The following is a 15,120-nucleotide window of genomic DNA, read 5'->3' as shown; positions in this document are numbered from 1 at the left end:
GCTCACCGTTACTTGGTGATGTCCACGCCGCGGGTTTCCTTCAGGAACAACCCGCCCACCACGACCGTCATCAGCGCGATGATGATCGGATACCACAGGCCGTAGTACAGGTTGCCGGTACCGGCCACCAGCGCGAACGAAATTGCCGGCAGGAAACCACCGAACCAGCCGTTGCCGATGTGATACGGCAGCGACATCGAGGTGTAGCGGATGCGGGTCGGGAACAGCTCGACCAGGTAGGCGGCGATCGGGCCGTACACCATCGTCACGTACAGCACCAGAATCCACAGCATCAGGATGGTGCCGGGGATGTTGATGCGGGCGTTGTCGGCCTTGGCCGGGTAACCGGCCGAGGTCAGCGCGGTCTTCAGTTCCGCACCGAACGCATCGGCCTTGGCCTTGCCGTCTTCCTTGGTCAGGCCGGCGGCCTCGTAGGAGGCGACGCTGGCGCTGCCGACGTTGATCACGGCCAGCGAACCGGCTGCGGCAGGTTGCACTTCATACGGCACGCCGGCCTTGGTCAGTGCGGCCGTGGCGATGTCGCAGGAGCTGGTGAACTTGCGCACCGCCACCGGATCGAACTGGAATGAGCAGGTGTTCGGATCGGCCACGACCAGCGCCGGCGAGGTTGCACGGGCTTCTTCCACGGCCGGGTTGGCGAAGTGGGTCAGGCCCTTGAACACCGGGATGTAGGTGACAGCCGCCAGCAGGCAGCCGGCCAGGATGATCTTCTTGCGGCCGATGCGATCGGACAGCCAGCCGAAGAAGATGAAGAACGGCGTGCCCAGTGCCAGCGCCGCGGCGATCAGCAGGTAGGAGGTGGTGGCTTCAACCTTGAGCATGCTGCTCAGGAAGAACAGCGCATAGAACTGGCCGCCATACCAGACCACGGCCTGGCCGGCCGCGGCGCCGAGCAGCACCAGCAGCATCAGCTTCAGGTTGCCGCCCTTGAGGCTGTCGCGGAACGGGGTCTTGGAGCCCTTGCCTTCGGCCTTCATCTGCTGGAACAGCGGCGATTCGCTGAGCTGCAGACGGATCCACACCGAGATGCCCAGCAGCACGATCGACACCAGGAACGGAATGCGCCAGCCCCAGGCTTCGAACGCTTCGTTGCCCAGGAAGTAGCGGCAGGCCAGGATGATCAGCAGCGACATGAACAGGCCCAGCGTCGCGGTGCACTGGATGAAGCTGGTGTACAGGCCGCGCTTGTCCACCGGTGCATGCTCGGCCACATAAGTTGCCGCACCGCCGTACTCACCGCCCATCGCCAGGCCCTGGGCCAGGCGCAGGATGATCAGGATCACCGGAGCGGCAAAGCCGATCGAGGCGTAGTTGGGCAGCACGCCGACCAGGAAGGTCGAGATGCCCATGATCAGGATCGTGACCAGGAAGGTGTACTTGCGGCCGATGCGGTCGCCGAGGCTGCCGAAAAACGCCGCGCCGAACGGACGCACGAAGAAGCCGGCCGCGAAGGCCAGCAGCGCGAAGATCATGCCGGTGGTTTCGTTGACGCCGCTGAAGAACTGCTTGGCGATGATCGCCGCCAGCGAGCCGTACAGGAAGAAGTCATACCACTCGAAAACGGTGCCAAGGCTGGACGCGAAGATGACCTTCTTGTGGCCTTGGGTAAGTTCAGCTTTTGCAGGTACAGGTGTAGTGGACATTGGACGATTCCCCTCGGTAGTGCCGACTGTTCGTCGGCAATCGTTCTAGTTCTTCCGGCAGGTGCCGACCATCGGTCGGCACGCTCATTCAGAAGCTGTACTTCGTGGTGAACTGCAGGCGGTTGATGTCGCCCTTGCGGCCATCCTCGATCTCGCGGACGCCGTACATGTACTCGGCGCCGATATCGACCTTCGGCATCGGCGTGTAGAACACGTTGCCGCGGATGCTCTGCACGCTCTTGGTCACCAGGGGACCGAGCGAGCCGCTGTTGTCGTAGTCGCTGCGCGCATAGATCAGGTTGGTACGCAGCTTGGGGCTGAAGGCGTGGCGCCAGCCGACGTAGCCGGCCAGCACGCCGGTCGGGTCGAGCTCGTCACCGGCGATGTCGTAGGCGGTATCGGCCGTCACGCCTAGACCCACGTAGCGGGCGATGCCTTCGCCGCCACTGAGCTGGTAATGCAGGGTGTCGCTGTCGCCCATCACCCACTTGCCGCCCAGGGTCAGGCCGCCTCCGATCTTGTCGGCGTCGGCACGGGTGGCCTGGTTGTCGACCTTGAGCTGACGCACGATGCCGCCCACGCCAAAGGTGCCCCAGTCGCCTTTCCAGCCGTAGCGCAGGGTCAGGTCCGGCAGCGCGCCGCGGTCGGCGTTGCTGGCCGCGTTGGTCCACGCACCGGTGACCGGGTTGCGGGTACCGGTCAGCACGGTGGTTTCAGGGTTTTCCAGCGCGACGCTGAAGCCGCCACGGGTGTAGCGGATCTGTGCCTGGCGCACGAACAGCACACCATCGGTCGGGCCGACGAAGTCGACGGCTTCCGGCAGCGAGGCGGCGTCCATGAAGTTGGACCAGGTCTGGCCGGCCATCCAGTTGTTCCAGTACATGTACGCGTGACGCAGGGTCACACCGTAGGTATTGGTCGCGGTCTGGTTGCCCAGCGAGTTGCCGAAGAAGTCCATCTCGAAGAACGCACCGGACTTGTTGCCCTTGTCCGACACGTTGTCGATGCCCAGGTTGAAACGCGAGAACTTGGCGTGGGCGTTGAAGTCCACGTCGGACCGCTGGCCGCTGCCGCCGGCACCGGCCACCGGGGTCTGGCCCGGCAGATACAGCGCGCGGCCCGTGGCATCGTCGGCGAGCTGGCCGTCGCCGGTCTGGGTGGCCAGGAAATCGGCCTTGATGAAGCCGCCGATCTTGACGGTGGTGCCCGGCGCGGCGCCCGGGGTGATGGTGGTGACCTGGATCGGCTGCTTGCCTGCCGGCACGGTGGCCGTGGCCGGCTGCTGGGCCTGAAGGGTGCGGACCGCAGTGACATCGGTCTGCGCCTGGCTGATCTGGGTCTGCTGCTGCTGCGAGGTGGACAGCAGCAGCTGCACCTGGCGTTCGAGCTCGGCAACGCGGGCTTCCAGCTGCTTCTCTTTGGCGGTTTCGGCAAACGCCATGCCAGGCGCCACCAATGCGACCAGCAGGCAGGTCGCCAACGGCGTGCGCATGGTCTTCAACATACGGGTACTCATGTTGCCCTCTCTCCCGGGTGGCAAAGTGATCGCCGCGTGTGGGGTCACGGTCGAGCCGAGCGTGCGTCAGCCTGACGCACCCCGGTATTAGCCATTGGTAGTAGCCGCGACGTCGGCGCGGGCACCTGGAGGCCGCAGGAGGGCAGCAAGGTGCCGCAGGCAACCGGGTGGGTACCGGCTGTCTGTCGGTACGCCGACCGCCGCTGGTACGACCAAGGTCTAACCGTCCCGATAACGCGAAGGCGGATGGATGCGGCAAACTGAGGGGGATGAATCGCGGGTTATGCTGCGATCGCACAACCCAAGTCCTAGTGCAAGTGAGGGTGTCATGGCCGATATTTACCCCGTCAAGGCGGAGTTCGCCGCCAAGGCGCGCATTGACAAGAACACCTACCAGCAGCTCTACCGCGCGTCGGTGGAGAATCCCGACGCGTTCTGGGGCAAGGCCGCAGAACGCCTGGACTGGTATACCAAGCCGTCGACGATCCGGAACGTGAGCTATCAGCTCGACGATTTCCGCATCAAGTGGTTCGAGGACGGCGAACTCAACGCCAGCGTCAACTGCCTGGACCGGCAACTGGCCACGCGCGGCGACAAGGTCGCGCTGCTGTTCGAGCCGGACAGCCCCGATGCGCCCGCCCAGGGCGTGACCTACCGCGAGCTGTACGAGCGCACCTGCCGCCTCGGCAATGCCCTGCGCAACCTGGGCGTCAGGAAGGGCGACCGGGTCACCATCTACCTGCCGATGATCGTCGATGCCGCCGTGGCCATGCTGGCCTGCGCACGCATCGGCGCGATCCACTCGGTGGTGTTCGGTGGCTTTGCACCCAACTCGATCGCCGACCGCGTGATCGACTGCGGCAGCAAGCTGATCATCACCGCCGATGAAGGCCTGCGCGGTGGCAGGAAGATTCCGCTGAAGGCCAACGTCGACGCCGCCTTGAAGCTGCCCGGCACCACCACCGTGGAAACGGTGCTGGTGGTCCGCCACACCGGCGGCGCGGTGGACATGCAGGCGCCGCGCGACCGCTGGTTCCACGATGTGGTGGATCCGCAGCCGGCCACCTGCGAACCGGAGCGGATGAACGCCGAAGACCCGCTGTTCATCCTCTACACCTCCGGTTCCACCGGCAAGCCGAAGGGCGTGCTGCACACCACCGGCGGTTACCTGCTGTACGCGGCCTACACCCACGAAGCGGTGTTCGACCTGCGCGAGGACGACATCTACTGGTGCACCGCCGACGTCGGCTGGGTCACCGGCCACAGCTACATCGTGTACGGACCGCTGGCCAACGGCGCGACCTCGCTGATGTTCGAAGGCGTGCCGAACTACCCCACCACCTCGCGCTTCTGGGAAGTGATCGACAAGCACCAGGTCACCCTCTTCTACACCGCACCGACCGCGATCCGCGCGTTGATGCGCGAAGGCGAGGCACCGGTCAAGCGCACCTCGCGCGCCTCGCTGCGCCTGCTCGGCAGCGTCGGCGAGCCGATCAATCCGGAAGCCTGGCGCTGGTACTACGAGGTGGTCGGCGACAGCCGCTGCCCGATCGTGGACACCTGGTGGCAGACCGAAACCGGCGGCATCCTGATTTCGCCGCTGGCCGGCGCGATCGATCTCAAGCCCGGTTCAGCCACCCTGCCCTTCTTCGGCGTGCAGCCGGCCCTGGTCAACGCAGAAGGCGAGATCCAGGAAGGTGCCGCCGAAGGCAACCTGATCATCCGTGATTCCTGGCCGGGGCAGATGCGCAGCGTCTATGGCGACCACCAGCGCTTCATCGACACCTACTTCCGCACCTACCCGGGCAGCTACTTCACCGGCGACGGCTGCCGCCGCGACAAAGATGGCTACTACTGGATCACCGGCCGCGTGGACGATGTGATCAATGTATCCGGCCACCGCATCGGCACGGCCGAAGTGGAGAGCGCGCTGGTCTCGCACCCGAAGGTGGCCGAAGCGGCCGTGGTGGGCTTCCCGCACGATATCAAGGGCCAGGGCATCTATGCCTATGTGACCCTGATCGCCGACGAGACGCCCAGCGATGAACTGCACAAGGAGCTGGTCGCCTGGGTGCGCAAGGAGATCGGGCCGATCGCCGCGCCTGATCACCTGCAATGGGCACCAGGTCTGCCGAAGACACGCTCGGGCAAGATCATGCGCCGCATCCTGCGCAAGATCGCCGAGAACGCGCCCGACCAGCTCGGCGATACCTCGACCCTGGCCGATCCGTCGGTGGTGGCGTCGCTGGTGGAAGAACGCAAAGTGAAATAAGGGCCGCAGGCAGACCGTGGCAGCCCCCGGTTCCGGGGGCTGCCAGCCCGCTACACGCATTCCGTTCCCTCGCGTTACTCCTCCGCCACATGGCCCCCACCATGACCACCCTCCTGATTGCCGATGACCACCCGTTGTTCCGCGAAGCCCTTCGCGGGGCCGTGCAACGCGTGATTCCCGGCGTGCAGCTGTACGAAGCGGACAGCGTGGAAGCGCTGTACCTGCTCGCCGACCAGCACACCGATGCCGACCTGGTCCTTATGGATCTCAACATGCCGGGTGCACAGGGCTTCAACGCGCTCGTGCACATGCGCGCCCTGCACCCGCAGCTCCCGGTGGTGGTGGTGTCCGCACGCGAGGAACCCACGGTGATGCGTCGCGCGCTCGACCACGGCGCGTTCGGGTTCATTCCCAAGTCCGCCGACTCGGACACCATCGGCCACGCCCTGGGCACCATTCTCGATGGTGAGACCTGGGCGCCGCCGGAGGCGCACAACGTGCCGCCCACCGAGCGCGAGGAACGCGAGATCGGCCAGCGCCTGCGCGAACTCACCCCGCAGCAGTTCCGTGTGCTGCAGATGCTCGGCGTGGGCCGGCTCAACAAGCAGATCGCCTACGACCTCAACGTATCCGAAGCAACGATCAAGGCGCATGTCACCGCGATCCTGCGCAAGCTGGGCGTGACCAACCGCACGCAGGCGGTGTTGATGGCCGGCAAGCTGGCCATCGATGAAGAGCCGATCGTATTGCCGCCGGAAGAGGATTGAATCGCGGGGAGCAGGAGCAGCTGACCGACAGTCGGCGCACCCCGCTCTGCCCCTGACGCCTCGCGTTATAGCCAGAGCTATAAAACCCAGCGCTGCCTGCGCAATTGGCCGTGGATGCGCCACGCGGCGATGCCGGTGCTAAGCTTCGCGTCCCCTTGGGGAGTAGCCTGTTTCCTGCGATAGGAAACGCCCGTATCAACATACTCGGCCAGTGCGCCGTGGTGCGGGCAGCCATCTTGGTTGGCGAGACCAGCGGTCCGCGTGCGCAACGACAGGTTGGGCGCGAACGCGGTCCGTTGCTCGCAATCGCCCGACCTGCCGTGTACGTCCCCATGTCACCCCTTTCGATCCTGCTGATCGGCTTTGCCATGTCCACCGATGCCTTCGCCGCGGCGATCGGCAAGGGCGCCGCCATGCGCAAGCCGCGCCTCCCCGATGCCCTGCGCGCCGGCCTCATCTTCGGTGTCATCGAAGCGATCACCCCGGTGATCGGCTGGCTGCTCGGCCGCGCGGCGCTCCAGTACGTGGAGGCGTTCGACCACTGGATCGCGTTCGGCCTGCTCGGTGCGCTGGGCGTGCACATGATCATCAACGGCATCCGCCCGGACAGCGACGACGGACAGGACGATCCGGACAGGCACCACGGCTTCTGGCGGCTGGCCCTGACCGGCCTGGCCACGAGCATCGATGCGATGGCGGTCGGCATCGGCCTGGCCTTCCTGGACGTGAACATCGGCGTGATGGCGCTGGTGATCGGCCTGTGCACCTTCAGCATGGTCACCGCCGGCATCATGCTCGGCCGCGTGCTGGGCAACATGGTCGGCAAGCGCGCGGAGATCATCGGCGGCCTGATCCTGATCATCATCGGCGCCACCATCCTGTACGAACACCTCAGCGGCGCGATGGCCTGACCCGGCGCCGCTCACCCGCGGCTACATGTCGCCGCGGGTGTCGTGGAACGCCGCCAGGAAGGCACGCAGCGACGCCGGCTTGATCGGCTTGGTCAGCAACCGGTAACCCCGTTCGCGGGCCATGCGCTTGAGCTCGTCGCGTCCGTCGGCGGTCAGCAACGCGCCGGGAATCGCCCGGCCGGCCTTGTCGCGCATCGCCACCAGAGTGTCCAGTCCATCCAGGCGGTCGTGCAGGTGGTAATCCACCAGCATCACGTCCGGGCGCTCGGCCACCTTCTCCAGCGCCTGATCCACGGTGCTGGCGGTGATCACCTCGACCTGCCAGCGCCCCAGCAGCGCGCGCATGCCGTCCAGGATCTCCTGGTCGTTGTCCACGCACAGCACGCGCATGCCCGCCAGCGAGTCGGTCCGGGTAGACGGGCTGGCAACCGGCAGGGCCACCGCCGAGGTGGGCAGGTCCGGCGCATCCACCCGCGGCAACAGGATGGAGAACATGCTGCCGCTGCCGACCCGGCTGCGCGCGTTGAGGCGGTGGTCGAGCAGGCGGGAGATGCGCTGGCAGATCGACAGGCCCAGCCCCAACCCCTGCTCGCCCCAGTCGAACGGCTGCTGGTAGCGGTGGAACTCGTCGAAAATCTGCTGCATGTGATGCTCGGGAATGCCCGGACCGGTATCCCACACCTGCAGCTCCACTTCCTGCCCGCGCTGACGCACCGCCAGCACGATCCGCCCCTGCCGGGTATAGCGCAGCGCATTGGCCAGGAAGTTCTGCAGCACCCGGCGCAGCAGCCGGCGGTCGCTGCGCACCCAGGCCGGGCGCGCGAACAGATCCAGACGCAGGCCGCGGCCGGCGGCCACCGGCGAGTACTGGGCGGCCAGCTCGCGCATCAACAGGCTGACATCGAAATCACCGATCAGCGGGTGCAGGCCACCGGCATCCAGCCGCGATACGTCCAGCAGGCCATCCAGCAGCTCTTCGGCCGCGCGCAGCGAGGCATCGACGCGTTCGGCCAGATGGCGCTGCTCCTCGTTGTTCTGGTGGCTGTCGCGCAGCGCCGAGGCGAACAGCCGCGCGGCATTGAGCGGCTGCAGCACGTCATGGCTGATCGCGGCCAGGAAGCGGGTCTTGGACTGCTGCGCCACCTCGGCCTCGTGCGAGCGCTCGGCCACGCGCTGTTCCAGCGTTTCATTGGCTTCCAGCAGGGCTTTTTCGGCGTGCTTGTAATCGGTGATGTCGTTGTAGCTGGTGACATAGCCGCCGCCGGGCAGCGCCTGGCCGCGCATTTCGATCACCTTGCCATCGCTGCGGGTCCGCTCGAACACATGCGGTGAGCCGGCGCGCATGTAGCCGATGCGGCGGTTGATCTGCACGTCGATGTCGCCCTCGCCCAGCTCGCCGCGCTCGGCGTTGTAGCGGATCAGGTCGGCAACCGGGCGGCCCACGTACAGCATGCCGTCGGGGTAGCCGAACATCTGCTGGTAGCGCCGGTTCCACGCGGTCAGCCGCATGTCCGGATCGACCACGCTGACCCCGGCACTGATGTTCTCCAGGGTCGTGGAGAGGATCTCGCGGTTGAAGCGCAGCTCCTGCCCGGCTTCATCGAGCACCGCCACCACTTCGCCCAGGTCCATGCCCGAACCCCGCAGCAGGCTGGTCAGCAGCAGGCGTGCCGAGGCCGCACCGATCGAGGCAGCCAGCAACCGCTCGGTGAACTGCACCCACGCGCGGTCGGCTGGCGCGGAGGCCTGCAGCTCGCGGCCCATTGACTGTGCCTGCTCAAAGAACGAGCGACGCGCATGGCGGTCGCCGACCACCCGCGAGGCCAGCGCCAGCAGATCGCCGACGTGCACGTTGCCGGGCCACGCACCGGCCACCGAGGGCCGCTGCGCATAGGGGTCCAGGAACGGCGCGGCACGCAGGCGCTCGTCCACACCGGGGCGCCAGCGCACTGATACCAGCACCATCGCCGCCACGTTGACCAGCAACGACCAGAACGTGCCGTGCGTGAGCGGGTCCCAGCCACTCATGCCAAACAGATGCTGCGGCTGCAGCCAGCCGATCCCGAACGGGCCCTGCACCAGCCACGCCGCCTCCATCCAGCCGGCGTGGGTCAGCGCCGGCAGCAGCAGCGTGTACGCCCAGGTGCCGAAGCCCAGCAGCATGCCGATCTCCACGCCCTTGCGGCTGGCACCGCGCCAGTACAGCCCGCCGATCAGCCCCGGAGCGAACTGCGCCACTGCGGCGAATGCCATCAGCCCGTACGAGGCAAGGGTGCTGTCATTGCTGCTGCCGCGGTAATAGCTGTAGGCCGCCAGCGCCAGCAGCAGAATCGCGGTACGCCGGATCCACAGCACCCGCGAAGCCACATCGGCCGCTTCCTGGTGATCGCCGCTGCGGCGCAGCAGCACCGGCATCACCAGATCGTTGCTGACCATCGTGGCCAGTGCGATCGACGCCACGATGACCATGCCGGTGGCGGCGGAGAAGCCGCCCACGTAGGCCACCAGCGCCAGGAACTTGCGCCCTTCGGCCAGCGGCAGGGCCAGTACCATGCTGTCATCGGCCACGCTGCCGCCGGTGCCGAACAGGGTCACCCCGGCGGTGGCGATCGGGATCACCATCGCCGAGATCACCACCAGGTAGGCGCCGAACATCCAGCGCGCGCGGCGGATGTCGCGCACGTCGCCGCACTCGACCACCGCCACGTGGAACTGTCGCGGCAGGCAGATGATCGCCAGGAAGCTCAGCAGCGTCTGCGAGATGAAGCCGACCGGCGGCAGGCCGCTGAACAGGGTATGCGCAGACTCGATCACCGCGTCGGTGCGGTCGTTGAGCCACAGGTAGGCGAACAGACCCAGCGCGACCATCGCGATCAGCTTGATCATCGACTCCAGCGCGATCGCCAGCATCATCCCGTGGTGGTGCTCGGTGGCGTCCACCTGGCGGGTGCCGAACAGCGTGGCGAACAGCGCCATCAGCAGCGCCACGTACAACGCCGGATCAGTGAAGAAACCGGTGGGGCCGACGTTGCCGGTGAGCACCTGCAGGCTCATCGCGACCGCTTTGTACTGAAGCGCGAGGTACGGCACGATGCCGATCAGTGCGATCACCGCCACCAGTGCGGCCAGGCGCCGCGAGCGGCCGAACCGTGACGAGATGAAGTCGGCGATGGAGACCACGTTCTGGCTGCGCGCGATCAGCGCCAGGCGCTCGATGATGCGCCAGCCGAATACCCACAGCAGCAGCGGGCCCAGGTAGATCGGCAGGTAGCCGATGCCATTGCGTACCGCCGTGCCCACCGCGCCGTAGAAGGTCCACGACGAGCAGTACACCGCCAGTGCCAGGCTGTAGACCACCGGCCGCAGCCAGGGACGGTCCGGATACATCGGGCGACGGTCGCCCCACCATGCCACGCCGAACAGCAGCGCGGCGTAGGCCACCGAGACCAGCAGCAGGATCCAGCTGGAGACCACAGGATTGTTTCCGCGGGAGCAGCCCGCAGTGTAGCGGCTGCACGGCCCCGGACGCGCCCCGGATCAGCCCTGTGCCGCCGCCCGTGGGCGCGTCGGCAGCCGGATGCACACCTGCGTGCCGCGTCCCCTGGCGCTCTCCACGTCGATGTGCCCACCCGCTGCCTGCACCAGGCTCGCCGTCACCGCCAGACCGAGTCCGGTGCCCTGGCCCATCGGTTTGGTGGTGAAGAACGGCTCCAGGCACCGGGCGCGCACCTCCTCGCTCATGCCGTGGCCGCTGTCGCTGGCCCGCAGGACCACCTCGTCCACGCGCGACGGCTGCGTCACGGTCAGGCTGAAGTGCCCACCCTCCGGCATGGCCTGGTTGGCATTGACCGCCAGGCTGATCAGGATCGACTCCAGCTGGGCCGGATCGAAGTGGATGAGGCACTGCACCTGGCCGCTGTCCACCTCGCACCGCACGCCGGGGTGGAAGACCTGCTGCAGCATCGGTGCCATGTCCGAAACCACCGTGGCCACATCCAGCAGGCAAGGCCGGCTGTCTTCGAGCCGGCTGAAATCCAGCAGCCGCCTGCTGACCGCAGTCGCCCGCCGCACCGCGGAATCACCGCCCTGCAGGGCGGCCTGCAGCTCACTGCCCTGACTGCGCCGCGCTTTGGCGATGTAGCTCTGGATCAATGCCAGCAGGTGATTGAAATCATGCGCGATGCCACTGGCGAGGCGGCCGACGTTCTCCATCTTCATCGCATGCACCAGCTGGCCGCGCGAGCGCTCCTTCTCCTGCATCTCCAACTGCAGCTGATCGCGCTTGCGGGCCAGATCGCGGCCGTGGTCGCGTGCCACCTGCAGGCTTTCGCGCAGGCCGGTGACACTGTGGTGCAGCAGCCAGGCGGCCAGCAGCGTGCCGAAGACGCAGACCGCCAGGTCGTTCACGGCCGCCAGCAGCCGATCGGGGTGGAACATCACGCTGGACGCGTCCACCCACGCACCCACCACGATCAACAGGCTGATCCAGGCGGCCACCCCCGCCAGCGGGCGCCGCCCGAGCACGGCCGAGACCAGCATGACCGGCATCAGCAGCACCAGTTGCAGCCGCAACTGTGCGGCCAGGCCCCAATAGACATAGGCCGCCGTCAGCAGGAGCAGCTGGCCACAGACAAACACGGCAGCCGCACGCAGCGACCGCCCGGCCCGCTGCTCCCACAGGCACAGCCCGCACAGCAGCGCGTGCAGCGTGGCGATGACCGGGACCATCGGGTCCAGACCCACTCCCATCCGCAGGGCGGTCCAGCCGGCCATCAGCAGATGGAACAGGCCCACCAGGCACAGCAGGCCCCGCAGCATGGTCTCGGTACGCCGCCCAAGCGACTGTGGCGCGGTGGCAGGGCGCGGACCGGTCCGGGCGGTCGATGCGGTAGTGGACATGCGCGGCAGGCTCCAGGCCGGTGCGACGGCGACCGGCGGCAAGGAGGGTATAGTAGCCACGCACAAGCTGGCAGTACCGTCGCGGGCGCTCCGCATCGCCGCCGGCCTGCACTCGACCGGGAAGTCGTCGCTCCTATGCCCAAGTTGTCACGTGTCCGTCGCGGCGTGTCCGCGCTCGTCTGCCTGTTGTCGGTCGCTGCGCCCTGCGCACTGGCGCAGCATCCGATCAACAGCGCACCGCTGGTCGCCCAGGTCCAGCAATGCCATGCCCTGCTGACCAGCGCGCCACGGACATCGCTGCAGATGGCGCGTGCGCTGCTCGCATCGCCGTCGCTGCCGACCTCGATCGAGATCGGTGCCCTGGCGTGTCTGGGCGTGGCATTGCGCTCGCAGGGCCAGCTCGACCAGGCCGCAGACCTGCCGGCGCGGCTGCAGGCCGCGGCTGCCCGCCCCGATGCGAATCCCGAAGACCGGCTCCGCGCCCAGTCGATGGCCGCGCACCTGCTGTTGTGGCGCGGCGATCATGCGCAGGCACTGGAGCTGACCAATCTGTTCCTGGAAGAAGCCGTCCGCCAACGGGACGTGCAGGGGCAGATCGGTGCGCTGATGCAGATTGCCATGATCCGCGGTGATGCGATGGGCGACCCGCAGGGCGCACTGACCTATCTGCAGAAAGCCACCGCCCTGAACCAGCACATGCGACGGCCGCCCAACCCGGGCGATCTGATCCTGTACTACAACTACGGCTTTGCGCTGCTGCAGATGCATCGGCATGAAGAGGCCTCCACCGCGTTCACCCGTGCCGAAGCCATCGGCACGCGCCTGGGCGGCCAGGAGCTCTTTCTGCACCGCATCGTCAGCCATCGTGCCGAGATCCAGCGACTGGCCGGGCAGTTGCCCGAGGCTGAGGCGAAGTTCCGCAGCGTGCTGGACTGGCAGGCCGTGCAGGACCCGCAGGGCCACATCGTCACGTTGCAGCGGCTGGCGCGGCTGACCCTCGACCGGGCAGGGGCCGAGGCCGCGTTGCCGCTGGCGGAGCAGGCCCAGGCCGCGGCGGAGCGGGGTCGCTTCACCGACGAGGTCCGCGCCGGCCTGGATCTGCTCGGCGACATCCACACCCTGCGGGGCGAACGCGCCCTGGCCTTGCGGTACGCGCGCGAGGCCCGCGACATCGACCGCGCGCGCAGCAAGGGCGACACCCTCAACCAGCTCGCCCGGCTGCAGGCCACCGCGGAGCGCAGCATCGACCCGGCCGAGGTCAATGCAATGCAGGACCTGGGCCGCGTGCGCGTGCTGCGCAACAGCGCGCTGGTGGCGCTGCTGGTGGTGGTGGCCGTCGCCACCGTCATCGTGCTGCGCATGCGCCGGCAGCGGCGGCGCCTCACGCTGCTGAGCAGCACCGACATGGTGACCGGGCTGGTCAACCGCCGGGAAGCCGAGCGCCTGCTCGCCGCGGACCGGGCCAGGAGCGGTACCGAGCAGCGCAGCGTGGTGATGCTGGTGGAACTGGATGCGTTCAAGGCGCTCAACGAACGGCATGGCGAGGCCGCCGGCGACGCCGTGCTGCGCGCGGTGGGCCGGTGCCTGCGCCAGCACTGCGACAGCCATGACCGGATCGCGCGATGGAGCGGCGCCACTTTCCTGGTTGCGCGGCATGACACCGCCGCGCCGGCTGCGCAGGCGTTGGCCAGCCATCTGCGCGCGGCGATCGAGCGGCTGGTGGTGGACACGGGCCCCGGCCAGCACCTGACCCTGACCGCCAGCATCGGTATGGCACCCCTGCCCCTCTTCGCCGGTGCGCCGGACGCGCTTGACGACAGCCTGCGCGCGGCCGACCGGGCGCTGCAGAGCGCGCGCCGCAGCGGCCACAACGCCTGGGCCATGCTGTGGGGCGAGGACGCCGGCCGCGACGTCGATCTGTACAGCCTGCTGCACGACCCCGCACGGGCCATGACCTGCGGCTGGCTGTCGCTGGCCGGAAGCCGGCCGATGGCCTGGCTTCCGCCGCGCCCGGAGCCGGTCCGTTCGCCCGTGGATCAGGACGTACAGACCGGCACTTGATGTCCGGACCGACCGGTCAGCGCGTTACCTCGAACCGCACCTCGACCCGCCGGTTCGGCAGCAGGCATTCCAGCAGCGCCGCGCGTGGGCGCACGCCATCGCACTGCTGCACCTGCTGGGTATCGCCCCGGTACTCGTAGCGGATGCGGGCCGGATCAATGCCGCGGCCGATCAGCAGTTCGCGTACCGTGCGTGCCCGCCGTTCGGAGAGCGACTGGTTGGCGTCGAAGCCGCGGCCCTGCATGCGATCGGCATGGCCAACCAGGGTGATGCCCTGCAATTGCAGGCCTTCGTCGGCGATCCGGGCCAGCGCGCGGTCCACGCTTTCCAGGGAGTAGGTGCGGATGTCACGGTACGCATCGCGGTCGAACTCGAACAGCACATTGGCGACCAGCGGCCCCGGTGCGGCGGCGATGGCCGGCACGGCGCCGCACTGGCGGGCCAGCGCTTCTGCTTCGTTGACCAGTTCCTCGGCAATCTGGATGTACGGCTTGGAGTGCCGCCACTGCTGCTGGTTGAACTCGTTGCCGGCATGCACCAGCTCGACCTCGCCACAGGCGACCTGCTGCTGGGCGCAACTGAAGCCCGGCGCACCGTGCAGCACCCGCAGGCGCTGCCACAGGTCATCGCGCAGGTACTTGGCCTTGTTCACCAGCGGGGTGTCGATGGGCAGCGGCGAGACGCCCTGCTCCATGCCCACGATCAGCTTCTCCGACTCGGTGAGCGCCTGCTGCGGGAACGCGCTGCGGTCGTTGCGGCTGTACTCGTGGAATGACACGTCCAGCCAGCACTGCGCCTTGGACAGGTGGTAATCGCGGATCGGGCGGCCCCCATCGTTGAGCGCCTGGATCCGGCCCTGGGTCGCCTCGTAGGCGCCGTGGTCGGCATGGATCGCCTCGTCGGTGATGCGTTTCTGCTGCGGCAGCAGCTGTGTCTGCTGTGCACCGGCGGGCGCGACAACGCTGGCGAGCAGCGCGGCGGCGAGCAGCGAGGGGACAGCACGGTTCATCGGGGAAAGAGTGGTCATCAG

The 15,120-nt window shown here is 67.7% G+C and carries 9 protein-coding genes; 4 read left to right on the top strand and 5 right to left on the bottom strand.

Translation table 11 applies throughout. From position 1 onward, the window contains the following. Positions 1 to 8: 8 nt before the first annotated feature. Positions 9 to 1,664, bottom strand: coding sequence for an MFS transporter (locus tag ACPEH8_RS16865; RefSeq protein WP_313217646.1), 1,656 nt, complete (start codon positions 1,662 to 1,664; stop codon positions 9 to 11). An 88-nt stretch (positions 1,665 to 1,752) separates the two neighbouring features. After that, positions 1,753 to 3,180 (bottom strand): DcaP family trimeric outer membrane transporter, encoded by a 1,428-nt coding sequence (locus ACPEH8_RS16860; RefSeq protein ID WP_423667569.1) that lies wholly within the window; start codon positions 3,178 to 3,180, stop codon positions 1,753 to 1,755. Positions 3,181 to 3,508: 328 nt separating this feature from the next. Here ACPEH8_RS16860 and acs point away from each other — a divergent pair, with 328 nt between their 5' ends. From acs to mntP, 3 genes are all read left to right on the top strand, one after another. Continuing rightward, positions 3,509 to 5,452: an acetate--CoA ligase gene (acs, locus tag ACPEH8_RS16855; protein ID WP_423667566.1), complete on the top strand. Its 1,944-nt coding sequence runs from the start codon at positions 3,509 to 3,511 to the stop codon at positions 5,450 to 5,452. Positions 5,453 to 5,553: 101 nt separating this feature from the next. Then, positions 5,554 to 6,219 carry a response regulator transcription factor gene (locus ACPEH8_RS16850; RefSeq protein WP_153165127.1) on the top strand — a complete coding sequence of 222 codons (666 nt, stop codon included), beginning with the start codon at positions 5,554 to 5,556 and terminating at the stop codon, positions 6,217 to 6,219. 332 nt (positions 6,220 to 6,551) lie between these two features. Continuing rightward, entirely contained in the window at positions 6,552 to 7,130 is a 579-nt protein-coding gene (gene mntP, locus ACPEH8_RS16845) for a manganese efflux pump MntP (protein ID WP_017356021.1), read from the top strand. A gap of 21 nt (positions 7,131 to 7,151) precedes the next feature. Here mntP and ACPEH8_RS16840 read toward each other — a convergent pair whose 3' ends face one another. Together ACPEH8_RS16840 and ACPEH8_RS16835 are read right to left on the bottom strand one after the other, a co-directional pair. Beyond that, positions 7,152 to 10,604, bottom strand: coding sequence for a hybrid sensor histidine kinase/response regulator (locus tag ACPEH8_RS16840; RefSeq protein WP_136006467.1), 3,453 nt, complete (start codon positions 10,602 to 10,604; stop codon positions 7,152 to 7,154). A gap of 63 nt (positions 10,605 to 10,667) precedes the next feature. Next, positions 10,668 to 12,029 (bottom strand): sensor histidine kinase, encoded by a 1,362-nt coding sequence (locus ACPEH8_RS16835; RefSeq protein ID WP_037591210.1) that lies wholly within the window; start codon positions 12,027 to 12,029, stop codon positions 10,668 to 10,670. Between the two features lie 135 nt (positions 12,030 to 12,164). On the opposite strand from ACPEH8_RS16835, the gene ACPEH8_RS16830 reads away from it, so the two are divergent. Next, a complete protein-coding gene (locus ACPEH8_RS16830; RefSeq protein WP_136006469.1) occupies positions 12,165 to 14,090 on the top strand; it encodes a GGDEF domain-containing protein in 1,926 nt (641 codons plus the stop codon). Positions 14,091 to 14,106: 16 nt separating this feature from the next. Here the strand turns inward: ACPEH8_RS16830 and ACPEH8_RS16825 are convergent, their stop codons facing one another. Next, positions 14,107 to 15,117 carry an OmpA family protein gene (locus ACPEH8_RS16825; RefSeq protein WP_423667563.1) on the bottom strand — a complete coding sequence of 337 codons (1,011 nt, stop codon included), beginning with the start codon at positions 15,115 to 15,117 and terminating at the stop codon, positions 14,107 to 14,109. Between the last annotated feature and the right edge of the window lie 3 nt (positions 15,118 to 15,120).

Origin of the sequence: Stenotrophomonas sp. NPDC077461 (assembly GCF_049545475.1) — a bacterium.
GTDB lineage: Bacteria > Pseudomonadota > Gammaproteobacteria > Xanthomonadales > Xanthomonadaceae > Stenotrophomonas > Stenotrophomonas nematodicola.
This window is presented reverse-complemented; position numbering and strand designations above follow the sequence as displayed.

Excerpts from the sequence above, each read along its gene's own strand:
- ACPEH8_RS16825 (WP_423667563.1), bottom strand. The coding sequence starts at position 15,117 with ATGACCACTCTTTCCCCGATGAACCGTGCTGTCCCCTCGCTGCTCGCC.
- acs (WP_423667566.1), top strand. The coding sequence starts at position 3,509 with ATGGCCGATATTTACCCCGTCAAGGCGGAGTTCGCCGCCAAGGCGCGC.
- ACPEH8_RS16835 (WP_037591210.1), bottom strand. The coding sequence starts at position 12,029 with ATGTCCACTACCGCATCGACCGCCCGGACCGGTCCGCGCCCTGCCACC.
- mntP (WP_017356021.1), top strand. The coding sequence starts at position 6,552 with ATGTCACCCCTTTCGATCCTGCTGATCGGCTTTGCCATGTCCACCGAT.
- ACPEH8_RS16850 (WP_153165127.1), top strand. The coding sequence starts at position 5,554 with ATGACCACCCTCCTGATTGCCGATGACCACCCGTTGTTCCGCGAAGCC.
- ACPEH8_RS16860 (WP_423667569.1), bottom strand. The coding sequence starts at position 3,180 with ATGAGTACCCGTATGTTGAAGACCATGCGCACGCCGTTGGCGACCTGC.
- ACPEH8_RS16865 (WP_313217646.1), bottom strand. The coding sequence starts at position 1,664 with ATGTCCACTACACCTGTACCTGCAAAAGCTGAACTTACCCAAGGCCAC.
- ACPEH8_RS16830 (WP_136006469.1), top strand. The coding sequence starts at position 12,165 with ATGCCCAAGTTGTCACGTGTCCGTCGCGGCGTGTCCGCGCTCGTCTGC.